13 protein-coding genes and 3 pseudogenes are annotated in these 20,538 nt (G+C 71.2%); 10 read left to right on the top strand and 6 right to left on the bottom strand.

Going from position 1 to position 20,538, the window contains the following annotated elements; translation table 11 throughout:
- Nucleotides 1-42: 42 nt before the first annotated feature.
- From OOK07_RS18355 to OOK07_RS18335, 5 genes and pseudogenes are all read left to right on the top strand, one after another.
- A pseudogene (locus tag OOK07_RS18355) lies at nt 43-1,008 on the top strand (glycoside hydrolase family 62 protein); the annotation flags it as partial.
- Between the two features lie 441 nt (nt 1,009-1,449).
- The gene (locus tag OOK07_RS18350) at nt 1,450-2,220 is read left to right on the top strand and encodes an SDR family NAD(P)-dependent oxidoreductase (RefSeq protein WP_266797458.1); all 771 of its coding nucleotides are present in this window, start codon (nt 1,450-1,452) and stop codon (nt 2,218-2,220) included.
- 120 nt (nt 2,221-2,340) lie between these two features.
- The gene (locus OOK07_RS18345; RefSeq protein ID WP_323178091.1) at nt 2,341-3,459 is read left to right on the top strand and encodes an LLM class flavin-dependent oxidoreductase; all 1,119 of its coding nucleotides are present in this window, start codon (nt 2,341-2,343) and stop codon (nt 3,457-3,459) included.
- A 119-nt stretch (nt 3,460-3,578) separates the two neighbouring features.
- Nucleotides 3,579-5,309: an N-acyl-D-amino-acid deacylase family protein gene (locus OOK07_RS18340; protein ID WP_266681609.1), complete on the top strand. Its 1,731-nt coding sequence runs from the start codon at nt 3,579-3,581 to the stop codon at nt 5,307-5,309.
- Nucleotides 5,306-6,766: an aldehyde dehydrogenase family protein gene (locus OOK07_RS18335; RefSeq protein ID WP_266797456.1), complete on the top strand. Its 1,461-nt coding sequence runs from the start codon at nt 5,306-5,308 to the stop codon at nt 6,764-6,766. The genes OOK07_RS18340 and OOK07_RS18335 overlap by 4 nt, the downstream gene beginning before the upstream one ends.
- A gap of 78 nt (nt 6,767-6,844) precedes the next feature.
- On the opposite strand, the gene OOK07_RS18330 is transcribed toward OOK07_RS18335, so the two are convergent.
- On the bottom strand, nt 6,845-7,240 hold the full coding sequence (locus OOK07_RS18330) for a nitroreductase/quinone reductase family protein (RefSeq protein ID WP_266797454.1): 396 nt from the start codon (nt 7,238-7,240) through the stop codon (nt 6,845-6,847).
- A 695-nt stretch (nt 7,241-7,935) separates the two neighbouring features.
- Here OOK07_RS18330 and OOK07_RS18315 point away from each other — a divergent pair.
- Entirely contained in the window at nt 7,936-8,307 is a 372-nt protein-coding gene (locus OOK07_RS18315) for a hypothetical protein (protein WP_266797452.1), read from the top strand.
- 37 nt (nt 8,308-8,344) lie between these two features.
- On the opposite strand, the pseudogene OOK07_RS18310 reads toward OOK07_RS18315, so the two are convergent.
- A pseudogene (locus tag OOK07_RS18310) lies at nt 8,345-8,587 on the bottom strand (helix-turn-helix domain-containing protein); the annotation flags it as partial.
- Between OOK07_RS18310 and OOK07_RS18305 the strand changes: the two are divergent.
- From OOK07_RS18305 to OOK07_RS18295, 3 genes and pseudogenes are all read left to right on the top strand, one after another.
- Nucleotides 8,588-9,343 (top strand): annotated as a pseudogene (locus OOK07_RS18305) (TIGR03619 family F420-dependent LLM class oxidoreductase); the annotation flags it as partial.
- 68 nt (nt 9,344-9,411) lie between these two features.
- Nucleotides 9,412-11,997: a bifunctional FO biosynthesis protein CofGH gene (locus tag OOK07_RS18300; RefSeq protein WP_266797451.1), complete on the top strand. Its 2,586-nt coding sequence runs from the start codon at nt 9,412-9,414 to the stop codon at nt 11,995-11,997.
- 61 nt (nt 11,998-12,058) lie between these two features.
- Nucleotides 12,059-12,616, top strand: coding sequence for a hypothetical protein (locus tag OOK07_RS18295; protein WP_266681601.1), 558 nt, complete (start codon nt 12,059-12,061; stop codon nt 12,614-12,616).
- Nucleotides 12,617-12,625: 9 nt separating this feature from the next.
- On the opposite strand, the gene OOK07_RS18290 is transcribed toward OOK07_RS18295, so the two are convergent.
- The 4 genes from OOK07_RS18290 to OOK07_RS18275 all read right to left on the bottom strand — a co-directional run bounded on the left by OOK07_RS18290 (nt 12,626) and on the right by OOK07_RS18275 (nt 17,974).
- Nucleotides 12,626-13,132, bottom strand: a complete 507-nt coding sequence (locus OOK07_RS18290; protein ID WP_266797449.1) for a DUF2165 domain-containing protein — start codon at nt 13,130-13,132, stop codon at nt 12,626-12,628.
- A 70-nt stretch (nt 13,133-13,202) separates the two neighbouring features.
- Complete coding sequence (locus OOK07_RS18285) at nt 13,203-13,655, bottom strand: DUF4913 domain-containing protein (protein ID WP_266797448.1); 453 nt, start codon at nt 13,653-13,655, stop codon at nt 13,203-13,205.
- A gap of 4 nt (nt 13,656-13,659) precedes the next feature.
- Nucleotides 13,660-17,640, bottom strand: a complete 3,981-nt coding sequence (locus OOK07_RS18280) for a tetratricopeptide repeat-containing serine protease family protein (protein ID WP_266797446.1) — start codon at nt 17,638-17,640, stop codon at nt 13,660-13,662.
- A gap of 25 nt (nt 17,641-17,665) precedes the next feature.
- Nucleotides 17,666-17,974, bottom strand: coding sequence for a trypco2 family protein (locus OOK07_RS18275; RefSeq protein WP_266681595.1), 309 nt, complete (start codon nt 17,972-17,974; stop codon nt 17,666-17,668).
- 137 nt (nt 17,975-18,111) lie between these two features.
- On the opposite strand from OOK07_RS18275, the gene OOK07_RS18270 reads away from it, so the two are divergent.
- Nucleotides 18,112-20,502 carry a tetratricopeptide repeat protein gene (locus OOK07_RS18270; protein WP_266797445.1) on the top strand — a complete coding sequence of 797 codons (2,391 nt, stop codon included), beginning with the start codon at nt 18,112-18,114 and terminating at the stop codon, nt 20,500-20,502.
- Nucleotides 20,503-20,538: the final 36 nt, after the last annotated feature.

Raw genomic sequence — 20,538 nt, 5'->3', positions numbered from 1 at the left:
GCGTTGGCGGGGCTGCTCGTCGCCGGCCCGGCTCAGGCGGCCGGCGACAACCAGAAAGGGACCGGCGTGCCACGGGCGAGCAACGCGTGTGCTCTTCCGTCGACGTACCGCTGGACATCGACCGGCCCGCTGGCGCAGCCGAAGTCGGGGTGGGCCTCGCTCAAGGACTTCACCAGCGTCGTCTACAACGGCAAGCACGTCGTCTATGCCACGACGCACAACACCCTCGCCGGTAACGACGGGCGCTGGGGATTGACGACCTTCAGCCCCTTCACGAACTGGTCCGACATGGCCACCGCCACCCAGAACACGATTCCCTTCGATGGCATCGCGCCGACGCTGTTCTACTTCGCCCCGAAGAACATCTGGGTGCTCGCCTACAACGGGGGTTGGCCAGATGCCTTCTCCTACCGCACATCGAGCGACCCCACCGACCCCAACGGCTGGTCCGCGCAGCAGACGCTGTTCACGGGCACCCTCCCGGCTGGGGGCCCCCTCGACGTGACCCTGATCGGCGACGACACGAACATGTACATGTTCTTCGCCGACGACCAAGGCAACATCTACCGGTCCAACATGTCCATCGGGAACTTCCCGGGCAGCTTCGGTTCGTCGTTCACGAAGATCATGAGCGACACGGCGGCCAACCTGTTCGAGGCGCCGGAGGTCTACAAGGTCCAGGGCCAGAACCAGTACCTCATGATCGTCGAGGCGCAGGGGGGCAACGGGCGCTTCTTCCGTTCGTTCACCGCCACCAGCCTGGACGGCGCGTGGACACCGCAGGCCGACACCCAGAGCAACCCCTTCGCCGGCAGTGCCAACAGCGGCGCGACGGCCTGGACCAAGGACATCAGCCACGGCGATCTGGTTCGCACCAACCCCGACCAGACCAAGACCATCGACCCTTGCAACCTCCAGTTCCTCTACCAGGGGCGCGACCCCAGCAGCGACGGCATGGACTACGGCCTCCTGCCGTACCGGCCGGGCGTGCTGACACTGCAGCACTAGCCGGTGGTGTGCCCCAGGTCCTGGTGTTCCTGACGTTCGCGGGCAACGCCGTACGCCGAACCGGGTGAGCGTCACTGCGGGCGATCAGGAACGGATGGAGTTGGAGAGGCGGGCTCGGTGCAAGGCCGAGCCCGCCCGTGCACGCGGAGGACCCGGATGGTGGCGGCCTCGCCCTCGTCGACCACGAGACGCGGAACGTGTCAAGCCTGGTGAGTCGGTCGGTTTCAGTTCCTTGGTGACCTGCTCGGCCATGTGCCGGGCGGGTTCCGGCCGAGGGCGGTCCGGGCGGGCGTACGGCCTGAGGGTCTTCGAGCAGGCGGATGACGTCAGTCTCCTCGGGTTCCCGGTCACGACAGGCAGCGCATCTTACATCTGACGTTCCGTCAGATATGGCGCTACGATGCCGAGTCCACCGTGTCCACCATGTAAAAGGGGGCCGTCATGGGCAAGCTCGACGGACGCGTAGTCATCGTCACCGGCGCGGCGCGCGGGCAGGGCGAGCAGGAGGCCCGCCTGTTCAGGGCGGAGGGGGCCGAGGTCGTGGTCGCCGACGTCCTCGACGAGCAGGGCGAGGCCCTGGCGCGGGACATCGGCGGCCGGTACGTCCACCTGGACGTGGGCGAGGAGGCCCAGTGGCGGTCCGCCGTGAGCACGGTCAAGAACGCCTGCGGCCGCATCGACGGACTGGTCAACAACGCCGGCATCCTGCGCTTCAACTCCCTCCTCGACACACCCCTCGACGAGTTCATGCAGGTCGTGCGGGTCAACCAGGTCGGCTGCTTCCTCGGCATCAAGACCGTCGCGCCGGTGATGGAGGACGGCGGCACGATCGTCAACACCGCCTCCTACACGGCCGTGACGGGCATGGCGGCCGTCGGTACGTACACCGCCACCAAGCACGCCATCCTCGGCCTCACCCGCGTCGCCGCCCTGGAACTCGCGGACCGGCACATACGGGTCAACGCCATGTGCCCCGGGGCCATCGACACCGCGATGTCCAACCCGGCCCGACTGGACCCGGCCGCGGACGCGGAGGAGACGGGCCGGGCCCTGGACGAGCTGTACCGCAAGCTCGTGCCGCTCGGGCGGATCGGGAGGCCCGAGGAGGTGGCCCGCCTCGCGCTGTTCCTGACCTGTGACGACTCCTCGTACATCACGGGGCAGCCGTTCGTGATCGACGGGGGATGGCTGGCCGGGGTGTCGGTCTTCTGACCCGGCCACCCCCTCGCTACCTGACTGGCCGTCAGCTATTGACGGTGCATGCGGGTGGTGCAACAGTCGGGCGGCAGAGAATCTGACGGTGCGTCAGGAATGTAGGGATGGTGACCCGCCTTGGAATTCGGGCTCTTTGTACAGGGATACGTGGGCAAGCGCGCCGAGACCGACCCGCTCGCCGAGCACAAGGCGCTCATGGAGGAGACCGAGTACGTCATCCAGGCGGACACGTCGGGCTTCAAGTACGCCTGGGCGTCCGAGCACCACTTCCTGGAGGAGTACTCGCACCTCTCCGCCAACGATGTGTTCTTGGGGTACCTCGCTCACGCGACCGAGCGCATCCACCTCGGTTCGGGGATCTTCAACCCCCTCGCCCAGGTCAACCACCCGGTGAAGGTCGCCGAGAAGGTCGCCATGCTCGACCATCTCACCGGCAACCGCTTCGAGTTCGGCAGCGGGCGCGGGGCCGGCTCGCACGAGATCCTCGGGTTCATACCGGGCGTGACGGACATGAACTACACCAAGGAGATCTGGGAAGAGACCATCGCCGAGTTCCCGAAGATGTGGTTGCAGGACGAGTACGTCGGCTTCCAGGGCAAGCACTGGCAGCTGCCGCCGCGGAAGATCCTGCCCAAGCCGTACGGGAAGTCGCACCCGGCGATGTGGTACGCGGCCGGGTCGCCGCCGTCGTACGCCATGGCCGCCCGCAAGGGGCTCGGAGTGCTGGGGTTCAGCATCCAGAAGGTCTCCGACATGGAGTGGGTGCTGGAGCAGTACAAGACGGCGGTCGTGAACGCCGAGCCGGTCGGGGACTTCGTCAACGACAACGTGATGGTGACGACGACGGCGATCTGCGCGCCGACCCATGCCGAGGCGATCGACATCGCCGTGCACGGGGGGCTGCACTATCTCCCCTCGCTGGTGTTCCGGTACCACGACACGTTTCCCCGCCCCGAGGGGTTCCCGGTGTGGCCGGAGACCCTGCCGGAGTACACGGCGGAGTTCGTGGAGCTGCTCATCGAGGAGGAGCTGCTGATCTGCGGTGACCCCGACGAGGTGTTCACGCAGTGCAAGCGGTGGGAGCAGGCCGGGGCCGACCAGCTGAGCTTCGGGTTGCCGGTGGGGGTGCCGAAGGAGGAGACGTTGCAGACGATTCGGCTCATCGGGGAGCACGTGATTCCGAAGATCGACACGGATCCTGTCCACCGGACCTCGCGGTTCCGGGCTGCCGTGTAATCGCCGTTGCGGGGTGCGGGTTGTGTGTGGCTGGTCGCGCCCACGCGGCGGAGCCGCAAATCGGCACAGCCCCGCGCCCCTGGGTAGGCATGCCGCCACGTACGTCGAGGAGTTACCGCATGCTTGATCATGTCATCCGTGGCGCGACGGTCGTCGATGGAACCGGCGCGCCCGCTTACACCGCCGACGTCGGCATCCGGGAGGGGCGTATCGCCGTCATCGGTGCCGTCACTGAGGAATCGCGCACGTCGGAGGAGGCTTCCGGGCTGGTCCTCGCCCCCGGCTTCGTCGATCCTCACACGCACTACGACGCCCAGCTGTTCTGGGATCCGTATGCCACGCCGTCCCTGAACCACGGGGTGACGACCGTTGCGGCCGGGAACTGCGGGTTCACGCTGGCCCCGTTGAACCCGGACCGCCCCGACGACGCCGACTACACGCGCCGCATGATGTCCAAGGTCGAGGGCATGTCGCTGGTCGCCCTGGAAGAGGGGGCGCCCTGGAGCTGGAACGGCTTCGGGGAGTATCTGGACGCCCTTGAGGGGCGGATCGCCGTCAACGCGGGCTTCATGGTGGGGCATTGTGCGCTGCGGCGGTATGTGATGGGTCCGGACGCCGTAGGCGGGCAGCCGACCGACGAGCAACTGGACGCCATGCTCCGCCTGTTCCATGAGGCGATGGACGCCGGTGCCTGGGGCTTCTCCACCACCCAGTCGTCCACCCACTCCGACGGCGACGGACAGCCGGTCGCCTCCCGGCATGCCGAGCCGGCGGAACTGCTGGCGCTGTCACGTGCCGTAGGCGAGCACGAGGGCACGCAGATCGAGGCGATCGTGGCGGGCTGCCTGGACCAGTTCAGCGACGCCGAGATCGACCTGCTGGCGGAGATGAGCGCGGCGGCCGGACGCCCCCTGAACTGGAACGTCCTGACCATCGACGCCGCCGTCCCCGAGCGCGTACCCCGGCAGCTGCTGGCGAGCGAGCAGGCGCGCAAGGCGGGCGGTCGGGTCGTCGCGCTCACCATGCCGATCCTCACGCCGATGAACATGTCCCTGGGCACGTTCTGCGCGCTGAACCTGATACCGGGGTGGGGCCCGATCCTGGGGCTGCCGGTCCCGGAGCGGATCGCCAGGCTGCGGGACGCGGACGTGCGGGCCGGGATGCTGCGCCGCGCCCAGTCCAAGGAGGCGGGCGTCTTCCGGCGGCTCGCGAACTTCGGGCGGTACGTCATCGGCGACACCTACAGCGAGGCGAACCGCGGGCTGAGCGGGCGGGTGGTCAGGGACATCGCCGAGGAGCGCGGCCTGGAACCCTTCCAGTGCCTGGTCGAGATCTGCGCCGCCGACGACCTGCGTACGGTCCTGTGGCCCATGCCCACCGACAACGACCCGGCGTCCTGGGCGCTGCGCGCCGAGACCTGGCAGCACGAGGACGTCCTGCTGGGCGGCTCCGACGCGGGCGCGCATCTGGACCGGATGTGCGGGGCCCCGTACACGACCCGGTTCCTCGGCGACTGTCTGCGCCGCCGGAAGCTGGTCGGCCTGGAGCAGGCGGTCAAGATGCTCACCGACGATCCGGCCCGGCTGTTCGGGCTGCGCGAGCGGGGACGGGTGGAGGAGGGCTTCCATGCGGACCTGGTGCTCTTCGACCCGGAACGGATCGACGCGGGTCAGGCCACCCTGGTGCACGACCTGCCGGGTGACAGCCCGCGGCTCGACGCCAGGGCGATCGGGATACGGGCCGTGTGGGTCAACGGGGTCGAGGCGATCCGGGACGACGTGGTGAGCGGCGCCGTACCCGGGAAGGTGCTCAGGTCGGGGCGGGACACGAGGACGGTGAGCACCCGGTGAGCGAAGTAGCCGACGGGCAGCGGCTGTTCGTCGGCGGTGCCTGGGTCGAGCCGGACGGCGGGCACTACGCCGTCGTCGACCCGGCGACCGAGCAGACCGTCGGATGGGCTCCGCAGGCCTCGCGGGATCAGGTGCACGCGGCGTGTGCCGCGGCCCGCGAGGCCTTCGGGCCGTGGTCCAGGACCTCGCCCGAGGAGCGGTCGGCGGTCCTCGGGCGAGCGGCGGACATCATCGCGGGCCGGTTCGCGCCGTACGCCGAACTCGCCCAGGCCGAGACCGGTGCCACGACCGGGACGGCGCGGGCGATGCAGGTCGGGGTGGGCGTGGCCCGGTTCAGGCGGTACGCGCGCGTGGAGCCCGCCGAGTGGGCGATCCCGCCGCAGATCAACGAGGCGGGCCCGATCGGGAAGGCCGGCGTGATGGGCGCGCTGGCCGTGCGGCAGCCGGTCGGGGTCGTCACCTGCATCACCTCGTACAACAACCCGTGGGCGAACCCGGCCGGCAAGATCGCCCCCGCCCTCGCCATGGGCAACACGGTCGTGGTGAAGCCCGCCCCGCAGGACCCCCTGTCGGTCTACCGCATGGCGGAGGCGCTGGAGGCCGCGGGGGCGCCGCCGGGCGTGGTGAACGTCGTCTCCGGCCGCTCGGCCTCGGTCGGCGAGGCGGCCGTCGCGTCACCGGACGTCGACATGGTCAGCTTCACCGGTTCCACGGCGGTCGGGCAGCGCATCGCCGAGGTGTGCGGGCGGGACATGAAGCGCCAGCTGATGGAGCTGGGCGGGAAGGGAGCCGCGCTCGTCTTCGACGACGCCGACCTGGGTGCGGCGGTGGCGGGCATCGGCACCACCTTCTCCTTCTACAGCGGGCAGATCTGCACGGCACCGACGCGGGTACTGGTGCAGCGCGGCGTCTACGACCGTCTTGTCGAACAACTGGCCGCGTACGCACGCCGGTTGAGGGTCGGGGACCCGCGCGAGCCGGACACGGTGGTCGGGCCGGTGATCTCCGCGGCCCATCGCGAGCGGGTGGAGTCGTACGTCGAACTGGGCCGCAAGGAAGGCGCCGTGCTGGTCACGGGCGGCGAACGGCCACCACACGACCGCGGCTTCCATGTGGCCCCGACCCTCCTCGCCGACTGCACCAACGACATGCGCGTGGCCCGCGAGGAGATCTTCGGACCGGTGCTCGTGGTCATCCCCTTCGACGACGAGGACGAGGGCATCGCCCTCGCCAACGACAGCGACTACGGCCTCATCGACTACGTGTGGTCGGGCGATGTGGCCCGCGCGTTCCGGGTGGCCCGGCAGCTGCGCGCCGGCGGGGTCGGGGTCAACACCGTCGGGCGCAACATGGAGGCGCCGTTCGGGGGGTTCAAGAAGAGCGGGGTGGGACGCGACGTCGGTTCGTACGCGCTGCACGCGTACAGCGAGGTGCAGGCGATCGTGTGGCCGGGGTAGGAGTCAGGCCGCCACGGCGACCTGCCGAACCCGCGGGAGTCCCCTCGCGCGGTGTGGGCCGACGGTCGGACGGGACGCTCAGTCGTCCAGATCCACCCGCACCGTCAGCAGGTTCGTCCCCAGCAGCCGTACCGCCGTGCTGTTGCTGCGGGGCAGGGTGCGCAGACGGGTCACCGGGTCGTCGTCGGGCATGAGGTGGGCCGTGCCGGTGTGCCAGCGCCCGCGGAGCCGGACCCGCACCCTCGGGTCGGCCTTGATGTTGCGGACGTACTGGGACAGCTCCCCGAACTCCGAGACCAGCCAGAAGGAGCCGCCGATCCGGCGACCGCCCAATGGGGTGCGGCGGGGCAGTCCGGAGGTTCGGCCGGTGGTCTCCAGCAGGGTCTGCAGGGGCATCCGGCGCGTGAACGGGTTGGCCACGTGACGCTGGAAGGCGGTGGTGGCGCGGTGGCGGAGGCCGGTGGGGCGGGGCATGGTCCGTACGACTCCTTCGCATCCGAGGAGACCCGGGTTCACTTCTGAGCACGTCCGAGTCCCGAACTGTTGCTGCAATGGTCTCCCACGCACGCGCGAGGAAGGCGGGCGGTCGGCGGATGCGGGTCGTGACCTGGAACCTGTGGTGGCGGTTCGGTCCCTGGGCGGAGCAGCAGAAGGCGATCCTCGCGGTGTTGCCGGTCGGGGTCCCGGCGCCCGTATCGACTACCTCTTCGCGGGCGGCCCGGCCGGACCCGACGGGGTCGGGACCGTGCGAGGCGTAGGGCGGGTCGGGGACAGGCCGGTCGACCGGGTGTGGCCGTCGGACCATGCGGCGGTGGCGCTGATCTGGACTCAGCGCCATAGGAGCGGCCCCCACCAACGACTTCGTGGGCGCCGCGGCCGTGGTCCGTGCCTACCGGCATCGCGTCCTGATCAGGAACGCCTGAGGTCATGACGGCGCTGGAAGACGCGCGAGCAGGTCTCGATGCCGGCGACCGGTCACACGTGAACGGTTCGTGAGCTGTTCCGGCGCGTGGCACGTGAGCACGATGGTGCAGGAAACACCACGGCGTGCGGTTCGGGACGGGGGGCGGACCGCACGCCGATGTCGTTGGTCGGGCCCGATCAGCCGCTCGGCACATCGCTTACAGATGACACCGCTATCCAGTGCTCACCTCAGGGAGAACCAGTACATGCGCAAGCATCGCCTTCGCCACAGTCTCATTGGTCTGCTGGCCGCTACGGGTCTGGTCGGTGCCATCGCCGGCGCCGGTCCTGCGCAGGCAGCCCCCGCGCAGGCGCGAGCCAAGGTCTACCTGACAACCTCCGTCACCCAGTGGACCCACCACCAGCCCAACCTGCACAGCCACGCAGGAACGCTCTACGCAGGTCGCAACTACTTCTACTGCTGGACCGCCGGGGACTGGTACCAGAACAACGGCCACACCTCTGGTGCCTGGCTCCGCACCGACGATGACACCGGTCACACCAACGTGTACGTCAACATGGTCAACCTGTCGGACGCGGACTTCTGGCGCGCTCAAGACCTGCTGCCCCAGTGCTGACTTGCGCCCACCTGTCAACTTCCTTGCAACTGCTCGTTCATGGACGGAACGTGCGGCGGTAGGTGTCGGGTGGGACGCCGACGCTGCGGTGGAAGTGGCGGCGCAGGGTGGTGGCGGTGCCCATGCCGGTGGCCGCGGCGATGGTGTCCACGGTGGCGTCGGTCGTCTCCAGCAGTTCCTGGGCGTGGCGAATGCGCCGGGTGTGGAGCCATTGCAGCGGCGTGGTGCCGGTGAGGTGCCTGAAGTGGCGGCCGAGGTGGCGTGAGCTCATGCGGGCCTGGTCGAGCGCGTGACGCCGTACCCGGCGGGCGGCGACCTGCCGCCCGAGTACGGCCGCACCCTCGACCCCTTCGTCGCGCTCGGCCAGGCCGCCGCGGTCACCGAGCGCCTCGGCCTCGGTACCGGCATCACGCTGGTCGCCCAGCACGACCCGATCGGCCTCGCCAAGCAGATCGCGACCCTCGACCACCTCTCCGCAGGCCGCTTCACGCTCGGCCTCGGCTTCGGCTGGAACGTCGAGGAGGCCGCCGACCATGGAGTGGAGTGGCGTACGCGGCGCGATCTGGTGCGCGACCGGATGGCCCTGATGCGCGCGCTGTGGTCGGAGGAACCGACTGCCTACGAGGGGGAGTTCGGGAGCGTGCGGGCCTCGTCCGCGTACCCGAAGCCCGTGCAGAAGCCGCGCGGCCCGGTCGTCGGCCCGCGCACGCTCGTCGGCGGGGCGGCCGGCCCCAGGCTCGTCTCCCACATCTGCGAGTACGCCGACGGCTGGATGCCGATCGGCGGGCGCGGACTGCCGGAGTCCTTGCCGGTGCTCCGGCGGGCCTGGGCCGAGGCGGGCCGCGACCCGGAGGCGCTGCAGGTGGTCCCGTACGCGGTCTTCCCGACCCCGGGCAAGCTCGCGCACTACGCGGACCTCGGCATCGAGGAGGTCGTGGTGCAGCTGCCGCCGGCGGGGGAGGCGGAGGTGCTGGGAGTGCTGGACTCCCTGGGTGCCCATGTGGCCGGCCCTCCCGCGGCCAGTGACACCGTGTAACGGGCGGGGCCCGGGGCGGATCGGGCGGCGCCTGTCTGACCTGGTCACCTCGCTCGTATGCTCGAAGGATGACGACCTCCGCGACCTCCGGAACCGGCCCCACCGAGAACTCCATGCGTCGTGCCCTCAAACGCGCCCGGGACGGCGTGGCCCTCGACGTCACCGAGGCGGCCGTCCTCCTCCAGGCCCGCGGCGAAGCCCTCGACGACCTCGCCGCGTCCGCCGGCCGGGTCCGTGACGCGGGCCTCGAAGCGGCCGGCCGCCCCGGCGTCATCACGTACTCGAAGAGCGTCTTCATCCCCCTCACCCGCCTGTGCCGGGACAAGTGCCACTACTGCACCTTCGTGACCGTCCCCGGCAAGCTGCGCCGCGCCGGGCACGGGATGTTCATGTCCCCGGACGAGGTCCTCGACATCGCCCGCAAGGGCGCGGCGCTCGGCTGCAAGGAAGCCCTGATCACCCTCGGCGACAAGCCCGAGGACCGCTGGCCCGAGGCGCGCGAGTGGCTCGACGCGCACGGCTACGACGACACGATCGCCTACGTCCGCGCCATCTCCATCCGCATCCTGGAGGAGACGGGCCTGCTGCCCCACCTCAACCCGGGCGTCATGTCCTGGACGGACTTCCAGCGGCTCAAGCCCGTGGCCCCGTCCATGGGCATGATGCTGGAGACGACCGCCACCCGCCTGTGGTCCGAGCCGGGCGGCCCGCACCACGGCTCCCCCGACAAGGAACCGGCCGTGCGGTTGCGCGTCCTGGAGGACGCGGGCCGCTCCTCCGTGCCCTTCACGTCCGGGATCCTGATCGGCATCGGCGAGACGTACGAGGAGCGCGCCGAGTCCCTCTTCGCACTGCGGAAGGTGTCCCGGGCCTACCACTCCATCCAGGAACTGATCATCCAGAACTTCCGCGCCAAGCCGGACACGGCGATGCGGGGCATGCCGGACGCCGAGTTGGACGAGCTGGTGGCGACGGTGGCGGTGGCCCGGCTCATCATGGGCCCGAGCGCCTGCCTCCAGGCCCCTCCCAACCTGGTGGACTCCGAGTACGAGCGGCTGATCGGCGCGGGCATCGACGACTGGGGCGGGGTGTCGCCCCTGACCATCGACCACGTGAACCCCGAGCGCCCCTGGCCGCAGATCGAGGAGCTGGCCGCGCGGTCGCAGGCCGTCGGCTTCTCGCTGCGCGAACGCCTCTGCGTGTACCCGGAGTTCGTACAGCGCGGCGAGCCCTGGCTGGACCCGCGCCTGCGCCCGCACGTACGGGCACTGGCCGACCCGGAGACGGGCCTGGCGCTCCCCGACGCGGTGGTCGAGGGCCACGCGTGGCAGGAACCGGAGGAGGCCTTCGTCTCCTCCGGCCGTACGGACCTGCACGCCTCCATCGACACCGAGGGCCGTACGTCCGACCGCCGCGACGACTTCGACGAGGTCTACGGCGACTGGGCGGAGCTGCGGGAGGCGGCGGCACCCGGGATGGTGCCCCAGCGCATCGACACGGACGTGCGCGAGGCACTGCGCACCGCCGCCGACGACCCGACACGGCTCACGGACGAGGAGGCCCTCGCCCTGCTGCACGCGGACGGCGCCGCGCTGGACGCCCTGACGCGGGTCGCCGACGACGTACGGAAGTCGGCGGTCGGAGACGACGTGACGTACATCGTCACGCGGAACATCAACTTCACCAACGTCTGCTACACGGGCTGCCGCTTCTGCGCCTTCGCACAGCGCCGCACGGACGCCGACGCCTACACGCTGTCGCTGGAGCAGGTCGCCGACCGCGCCCAACAGGCGTGGGAGGTGGGCGCGGTGGAGGTCTGCATGCAGGGCGGTATCCATCCCGACCTGCCGGGGACGGCGTACTTCGACATCGCGAAGGCGGTGAAGGAACGCGTCCCCGGGATGCACGTACACGCCTTCTCGCCGATGGAGGTGGTGAACGGCGCGACGAGGACGGGCCTTTCGATCCGCGAGTGGCTGACGGCGGCGAAGGAGGCCGGCCTTGACTCCATCCCCGGGACCGCCGCCGAGATCCTCGACGACGAGGTCCGCTGGATCCTGACCAAGGGCAAGCTGCCCACGGCGACCTGGATCGAGGTGATCACGACCGCGCACGAGCTGGGCATCCGCTCGTCGTCGACGATGATGTACGGCCACGTGGACCAGCCCAGGCACTGGCTGGGCCACCTGAGGACCCTCGCCGGGATCCAGCAACGCACAGGCGGCTTCACGGAGTTCGTGACCCTCCCCTTCATCCACACCAACGCGCCGGTGTACCTGGCGGGGATCGCCCGCCCCGGGCCCACGGCCCGGGACAACCGCGCGGTGATGGCGATGGCCCGCCTCCTGCTCCACCCCTGGATCCCGAACATCCAGACCAGCTGGGTGAAGCTGGGCACGGAGGGCGCGGCGGAGATGCTCCGCTCCGGCGCGAACGACCTGGGTGGCACGCTCATGGAGGAGACGATCTCCCGCATGGCCGGCTCCTCCTACGGCTCGTACAAGTCGGTCAAGGACCTGATCGCGGTGGCGGAGGCGGCGGGACGTCCGGCGAAGCCGCGCACGACGCTGTACGGCGAGGTGTCGCAGGAGCGGCAGCGGGCGGCCGCGGTGTCCGACGGGCATCTGCCGGAGCTGCTGCCGGTCCTGGACTGAGTACGATGATCCGACCCCCGTTGGACGGGGATTCCCACAACGGGGATCCGTAGCTGAGGAGATGCGTGCCGTGCCAGCCCCGAAGATCTGGGTGACCGGTCTCACGGTGGGAGCGGTCGCCGCTGTCGTCGTCCTCGCTGTACAGGCCGACAAGGGGGCCAAGCCCCGCGCGGTCGCGGCCCGGCCGAGCGCGTCGGCGTCGGCTCATCCGAAGCCCGCCCCGTCCAAGTCACCGGCCGCGGTGCCGGACGGCTCCGGCACCGGGCGGCGCATCGTCTACTCCCTCGGGCAGAAGACGGTGTGGCTGGTCGACGCGAGCGACGCGCCGCGCCGCACCGTCGCGGTGTGGCCGGGGACCGTCAGCCCCGACCCCGGCACCTACACGGTCGGCGCGCGCACCGAGGGCCCCATCACCGGCTCCGACGGCGTGAAGATCGAACACATCGTGTACTTCACGGTCAGGTCCGGCTCCAACGTCGCCTTCTCCAACGCGGTCGACGGCTCTTCGCCGCCCCCCGCCTCCGGAACCCAGACGGGCGGTATCCGGATGCGGGCGGCGGACGGCTCGGCTGTGTGGACGTTCGGGACGGCCGGCACGAAGGTGACGGTCGTCAAATAGCGGCGTTGCTCAGTCCTCGGCCCCGCGGCCGGTCAACTGCACGATGATCAGCACGACCCCGCTCAGCACGAACACCCGCAGCGCCGCGTCGAGCCCGTTCCACGTCTTCGACTGCCACATGGAGAACCACTCCCCGCCGATCGCGATGAACCCGGCGCCGAACAGGAGCAGGAGCATCAGCAGGCCGTACGTGGAGATGGAGCGGGCGCGGGCGTGGTCACGCCGGGCCCACATCCAGGTGCCGTAGGCGAGGACCAGGGCCGCGACGGTCTCCCAGACGATGATGAGGACGTAAGCAGCGTTCTGCAGGCCCTTGTTGGTGACGGCTCTCCACATCAGGTCGTCGTCCTTGAACGTGGTGTCCATGGCCAGAACGTGTTGTACGAACGCCTGGTTGGTACCGAAGTCCGTGATGTTGCCGAAGGCCACGAGGGCTATGTAGAGGGCGACGCTCGCGGTGAGGAGGGCGGCGGTCAGCGAGAGGGCCCGGGCATGGGGGGGTGTGTTGGTGGACATGACAGCCATCTTCTCGTGACGACCGGTCCGGCTGCGCCTGTTGAGCCAGATTGCGGGCGGCCCGGGCCACTCAGTCGAGGGCGAACGGATCCCTGGACGGCGACTGCCTCTGGTCGAAGAAGAGCCCGTCCGGCGGCTCCATGACCTGCACGGGCGCAGGCGGGCGGTGGCCGCCCACGCACTGCGCGAACGGCCCCGTGACCGGGTCCGTCAGGGCAGCCCAGTGCGGGTCCGCGTGGTGGAGCCACCAGTTCGACATGCCCAGAGAGGGATCGAAGCGCAGCATCTCCCAGGCCCGCCACAGGGAGTCCAGCCGGGACAGCGCCTGAGCGTGCCGGTACCACTCCGTGCACCAGACCCGTCCGGACGCCGGAGCGGGCGGGGTCAGCAGATAGACCAGCCGGTCGACGACGAACTCGTTGACGTTGCCGTAGAACAGCTCTCCCGAGCGGGCGGCCTCCTGCTCGTCGCGTCGGATGTCGTCGAGCGACTCGTCCTGACCCTCGTCGCGGGGTGACGTCATGGCGTCATGCTCCTTTTCGCAGTTGTGCGTCGACGGCCTCGTCGTGGCGGCCGACCCGGTCCAGAACGGTGGCGAGTACGCGGAGACTCCACGTCAGGTCGGCCTGGGCCTGGTCCGGGTCCTGATCCACCAGGCCGCGACAGATGCGGACGGCCCGCCGCGCCGGCTCCACGGCACGGACGGCCCGGCGCCAGTCCTGCCTGCCGCACAGGCTCAACGCCCGGGCCAGTCGTTGCAGCAGGAACGCGATCCGGACCGGCGGGAGACCGGGGCGATCGGTCAGCGCCCGGCAGGCCTCCTCCGCCTGAAGGGCGGTCTGCCAGGCGGCGGCGTCGTGTCCCGTCATGGCCTGCCCCTCGGCCAGCCGCAACAGGGCGAGGTAGAGAGCCTGCTCCTGGCCGGCCGGGTCCGTGCCGAAAAGCCCGCGCCGAAGGCGCACCTCGTGCTCCGCGATCCGGACGGCCTCGTGGAAGCGGCTCGTCGACATCAGTGCACGGCCCAACTGCGCGCAGGTGTCGGCCAGGTGAACCTCGTGTCCCGGGTCCTGGGCCGAGAGCTCCACCCGCAGCTCGTACGCCTCCCGCAGCACGGGAACCGCGCGGTCGGCCGTCACTCCCCAGGCGGCCGCCGCATAGCTGCTGCCGAGGTCGTGCAGGCAGAAGGCCAGCCCCTGACGTCCGCGTTCGTCCTCGCGGGACAGGCGGCGGTAGTGCGGCAGCGCCTGGCGCAGCAGGATGCGTACCGCGACCTGCCGGTCGTGCCTGCGGTACAGGTCGGAGCCGTCGTGGAGGGTGTGGGCGTACGCCTGGGTGTAGAGGCTGGGGGCGTACGCACTGAGGCGGCGCCGGATGTCGAGGGCCTGATTCAGGGCGGCCAGCGCCTCCGCCGGGCGGTCGAGCGCGTCGTAGGCGAGACCGAGTGAGAGAGCCGTTCCGGAGCGGTCCTTCAAGTTGCTTGCGCTGAGCGGCCGTTGGGCCGCCGCGTAGATGGCGAGAGCCTCTTCGAAACGCTCCACCGCCGCTCGTTGGTCTCCCGCGTCCGCGTGGAAGGTGGCGAGCGCGCTCACCGACTGGGCCAGGGCCGGCACCGCGATCCCGTACGGATCGCGCGCCAGGTCCCGGCGATGGCTGATGGCCTCTGCGATGGATTCCTGTGCCGCCGCGTGGTCCTCGGCCTCGCTCTGCTCCCAGGCGAGGTTGTGCAGCATCTGCGCCAGCGTGGAGCGGTGGACGGCGGGAAGATCCCGGGCCAGCGGGCGCAGCAGTCCGATCGCCTCCTGTACGAGCGCCATCGCCTCGCCTCGTGGCCGTGAGGCGGCGTTGGCGTCGACCGCCAGGCCCATCAGAGCACGCGCGAGGTCGGCGGAGTAGGCGTCCGGGTTCTCTCCCGCCAGCCGGCGAGCGGTCTCGACCGCCTCCTCGCTCAGCGCCAGCGCCTCCGTATGCCGCCGGAAGCGCCACAGACTCGTGCCCCGTGCCACCAGGGCGTCGGGGAGCAGGAGCGGATCCAGATCGGGGTGCCGGTCTGCCAGCTCACGGGCACGCCGGACGGCCTCGTCCGTGTGGTCGTCGGACCTGGCGATCTGGTCGAAGGAGATCGCGTTCGGATCGAGCTGCCAGACCACCCGCGACTGGTTGACGAGTGACCGCACCAGGCCGTGCTCGCGTTTCTCCCGCTCCTCGCCGTCCTCCGCCGCCAATGCGCGGAAGAGGGCGAGGGCCTGGTCCCCGGCCTGGTGCGCCTCCATCAGGCGCCCGGTCATGCTCAGGGCACGCGAGAGCACCAGCAGCGAGTCGGCCCACTCCGTGCGGTGCGTCGTCGCCCCGTCGTCCGCCGGCCGTTCGCGCATCGCCGCCGCGGCGGCGGCCGCCTCCCGCGCGTCCTCCCAGTCACCGACCGCCAGGTGCCGCTCGGCCAGGTTGTGCAGAGCCCACGCGCGCTCCCCGAGCGCCCGCGGACCGTCTCCCGTCGCGTGGCACAGACGGCTCAGCTCGCGGGCGACGTCGAGCGCGTACTCGCGCAGTACATGGGACTGTTCCGGCAGGGTGTCGGAGTGCGCGCGCAGCATCGCGGCGGTCAGCGGCACGTCGGCGGGCACGGAGCGCAGCGCCTCGCGCAGCCGGTCGATGACGATGCGCGCCTTGTCCGGGCGGCCCTCGTTGACGTGGGCCACGGCGGACCGGGCCAGCACGGTGAGGGTCTGCACCCGCTGGTGGTCCGGGGCGTGGGCGAACAGCCTCCCGAGCAGTCCCGCGTCATGGATGACCTGGTCGGAGGCGTGGTACTCCGCGAGCCGGTCCGGCTCCAACTGGCCCCAGTAACGGTCCTCGGACGGCGGGTACACCTCGCGCAGCCAGGCGGCGATGTTCGCCCTCAGCGACGGCGGTTCGTCGGGCAGCAGCCGTGCGAGGGCCTCGCGGGCCTCCCGCTCGTCCTGCACGGGACACAGCACGGCCGCCGCCACGGCGACGTCGAGAAGGCTCTTCTCTCTTCGCCCCATGCCCCACCCGTCCGCGCTCTCCAGCCAGTACTTCAGCTCGTGGCCCAGGAGTTCGGCCTCCAGCGGCTCCCCGTCCTGCGGGGTGATCCGCACCCGGCTCAGCAGGGCGGCCAGTGCCGCCATCTGCGCGGTCAGCGCCGTCTCGGTCCTTGTGCTCCCTTGAGGGCGGGCCGCGGGGAGGGCGTCCGCGACGCCGGGCCAGTCGACGCCCGTCTCGCCCGTCACCTCCGCGAGGCGTCGGGAGAGGTCGCGGGCCGCCGTCCGGAACGACTGCGCCCGGTCGGCGGCGGCGGGACTGAGCGCGTGCAGCCTGATCTCGCGCAGCGCGCCGGTCGCCCTGATCTGCCAGGAGCCGAGCGAACGGGCGAGCAGCAGCAGGCGCACCGTGTGCCCGGCCCGCTCGGTCTGCTCCCGCAGCTCCCTGACCAGCTCGGGCCGGGTCTCGGCGTAGTCGACGACCAACAGCTGCGGGCGCTGGACGGTGCGCAGCACCCGCAGGTCGAGGGGCTCGCGGACCACCTGGCCGGCCACCCAGCCGCGTTCCCGCATCCGCGCCGTCAGCTGCCTGGCCAGCCGGGTCTTGCCCTGCCCGCCCGGGCCGGTGAGCACCCGGACGGAGGGAAGACCGTCCCGATCTGTCACACACCACTGCACCAGCTCGGTGAGCGTGTCCTCCCGGCCGTGGAATGACACGACCTCGGCGTCGGCCCGCAGCAGCATGGTGGGGGAGGTCACCTCCCGTTTGGGCGGGGTCGGCTCCAACAGGCCGGTGAGCTCGGCCGGTTCGGGCGTCGGGTCGACGGAGGTCGCCTCGCGGACCACCGCGCGGAACTCGGCTGAGGCCAGCAGGTCCTCGCTGCGGGTGAACGCCAGCCGGGTGCCATGGCTGGGCCGGAGGTCGTCCCGCACCACGCCGAGCAGCAGCTCCTCCCCGTACGGGAAGACGGCCGCGCCCGACATCCCGGACCAGGGGGTGGTCCTCGCGGCCCTTTCGTGGTCGAGTCCCGCGGTGTCGATCGCCAGCTGACCGGCGTCGTCGAGGATTTCGAAGGGGTTCGTGCCACCGTGCGGTCTGACCCAGCCGGTCGGCGCCTCCCAGCCGCGGCTAGTCAGTGTCTCCCCGTCCCGGACCGTACTGGTCCGCTGTTGCCGCGGGAATCCCGCGAGGGAGACGCGCAGTTGGGTGCCGCCCGTCACGAACCGCCCCCAGCGCTGCGGGCGCCGGCCGCGGGGACCGCGCAGCGGCTCGGGCGTCGGCCAGTCCAGGTCGGCCGGGATCTCCAGCAGGGCGGCGTCCACGGTGTCGTCATGCCTTCGCCACCGCACGACCGCAGGGACGGTCTCGTCCGACTCGGGAAGAACGATCTCCGCCCTCCCGTGGAGCGGCGGCGCCACATGCGCGGCGGTCAGGACGAGCCGCGGCGCGATCAGATAGCCGGTGCCGAAACCCGCGCCGCGAACCTTGACGACCTGCTTCAGCTGCATCGGTCCGCCTCCGGGATCGGCCGGCTCACTCGACGTCGCTCACGGCCACGCGCCCGCTGCCGTCGAGCTCCGGGGTCAGCCGCAGGGTCACGCGCTGTGTGGACCGTGCCGAGCGCTCCCGGCGGGCATCGGCCTCCACGACACCGAACCGCAGCGCGCCGCCGCCGTTCTTCGCCCGCACCAGCTCGATCTCGAACTCCGCCGTGATCTCGCCCAGAACGAAGCGCAGCGGGGAACCCTGCCCCCGGCGTTGCGCCTCCGACAGCTGGTTTCGCAGCACCTCAATGGCGTCAGCCAGGTCCAGCCAGCCCTCGTCGTGCCCACCCCGTGGCATGCTCACCCTCCGTCACCCCGTCATCGCGCGCACTCCTGTGCATCGTAGAGTTTCCCGGTCGATGACGGGTTGTTGGCGGCCAAGGAGGTGAACATCTCTGCGAGACTTACACGGGACCGGCTACGGGGGTGGGACCGATGAGGTCGACGCGGCCGTCGATGCAGGAGCTGATCCGGCAGCGCAGACGGGCCGGATTCGTGGGGCGGAGCGACGAACGGGCCGCGTTCCGGGCCAACTTCGACCTTCCGCCCGAGGACGAGCGGCACCGTTTCCTCTTCCATGTGCACGGCAACGCCGGCGTCGGAAAGACCTTCCTGCTGAGGGAGTTGGAGCAGATCGCGCGGGAGCGCGGGGCGCTGACGGCATACGTCGACGAGAACGCCGGGAGCGTACCGGAGGCGATGGCGGCGATCAGCCGGCAACTCTCCGGGCAGGGAGCCAGGTTCAAGGAACTCGACCGCCTGCTGGCCGCGCACCGCGAGCGGCGGCACGAGGCGGAGGCGGCCCTGGCGGCCTTGGAGCCCGAGCCGGACGGGCCCTCCCCGGTGACCGCGACGGCGGTCCGCGTCGGCCTGGCCGGACTGGGGCTGCTGCCCGGGGCCGGCCCCTTCGTCGGTGCCGTCGACCCCGGTCAACTCGCCCAGGGCGCGGACCGGTTGCGGGCAGGCCTCAGCGCGCGCTTCCGCAACCAGGAGGACCTGCAGATCGTGCTGTCCCCCGAGCGCGTGCTGACCCCGGTGCTGCTGAACGAACTCACCGAGGCGGCTGACAGCGCACCATGGCTCGTCCTGTTCCTCGACACGTACGAGCGCACCGGCCCGTTCCTCGACGGCTGGCTGCACGACCTGATGGCGACCGAGAGATACGGCACCCTGCCCGCCACCACCATGGTGGTGACGGCCGGGCAGCGCCCCTTCGGCTCGGCACGCTGGGGCGGCTTCGCGGACTTCATGACCGAGCTGCCGCTGGGACCCTTCACGGAGGCGGAGGCGCGGGACCTGCTGGCCGGTGAGGGAGTCGTGGACGAGCCCGTGGTGGCGGAGGTGCTGCGGCTGACGGCCGGCCTCCCGGTGCTCGTGTCCACCCTCGCCCGGACCCGGCCCGCCGACCCGGGAGGTGTCGGGGACCCGAGCGTCGACGCGGTGGAACGGTTCCTGAAGTGGGAGCGCGATCCCGTACGGCGTTCGGCCGCGCTGGCGTGCGCACTGCCGCGGCGACTGGACGCGGACGTGTTCCGGGCCGTCGTCGACTGCCCGGGCGATCAACTCGACGCACTGTACGGGTGGTTGAGAGGCCTTCCGTTCGTCGACGAGCGCGGCGCGCGGGCGCAGTACCACGACGTCGTAAGGACGCCGATGCTGCGGTTGCAGCGCAGCCGGTCGCCGCGAGGGTGGACGGAGCGGCACGGGCGGCTCGCCGAGACGTTCGCGAGGTGGCGGGAGGAGGCCGAAGCGGGCCTGGAACCCGCCGAGTTCCGGCAGGAGGAGCGCTGGCGGGAGCTGCGCCTCGCCGAGTCGTACCACTTCCTGTGCGCGACGCCGCGGGCCGCACTGCCCGCGGCCCTTGACGACTTCGTCACCTCCTGCGACCACGGCGACGACACGGCCCGGCGCTGGGCGAGACTGCTGACCGAGGCGGGCGAGGACACGGACGCGGATGCCGTACGGGCGTGGGGCCGCGACCTGTCCGAGGCCCTCGCGGAGGGCGGGATCGCCGAGGCGCTGCGCCGGCTGCTGAGCCGGGCCGGCACCGACGAGCCATGGCGCGCGCGGGCCCACGCCGCGCGGGGTGAGGCCCTCTCCCGCGACGGCGACAACGAGCGCGCGCTCCAGGAGTACGACCACGCCCTCGACCTCGATCCCGGCCTGGTGCGGGTCCTGCGCGCCAAGGCCGTCACGCTGAGCCAGGTCCGTGGTGATCACCATGCGGCGCTCGGCCTCTACGACCGGGTGGTCGCCCTGGAGCCGGACAATCCCTGGAACATCATCCTGCGCGGTGAGTTGCATCGCCTCCTGCGTCATTCCGAGGAGGCGGTCCGCGACCTGTCCGAGGGCATCCGGCTCGACCCCACCAGCGCGTTCGCCCGCGCCTCCCGCGGCGCGACCCGTGAGCGCCTGGGCCAACTCGACGCGGCCCTCGCGGACTTCGACCGCGCCCTCGAACTCAAGCCGGACTACGCCTGGGCCCTCGGCCGCCGCGCCCGCGTCTGGCGCGGCCGCGGCGACCACACCCGCCAGCTCGCCGACCTCGACCACGCCCTCAGCCTGTGGCCCGACTGGGGCTGGGGCCACTGCGAACGCGGCGACGCCCTGCGGGTCGCGGGCCGCGACACGGAGGCCCTCGCCGCCTACGACCGAGCGCTCGCCGTCGACCCCGACTACGCCTCGGCTCACGCCAGCCGCGGCGCGTCCCTGCTCAACCTGGGCCGCCACGCTGAGGCGCTGGCCTCCCTGGACCGAGCCCTGGAACTCAACCCGGACTACCCCTGGGCGCGCGAACGGCGCGAGGCAGTCCTCGAAGCCTCGTGAACGCGATCAGTGCGTCCACGTCTGCCATGTCACCCG

This window comes from Streptomyces sp. NBC_00078, from assembly GCF_026343335.1.
GTDB lineage: Bacteria > Actinomycetota > Actinomycetes > Streptomycetales > Streptomycetaceae > Streptomyces.
The sequence above is the reverse complement of the archived record's forward strand: the minus strand, read 5'-3'. Positions and strand labels throughout refer to the sequence as shown.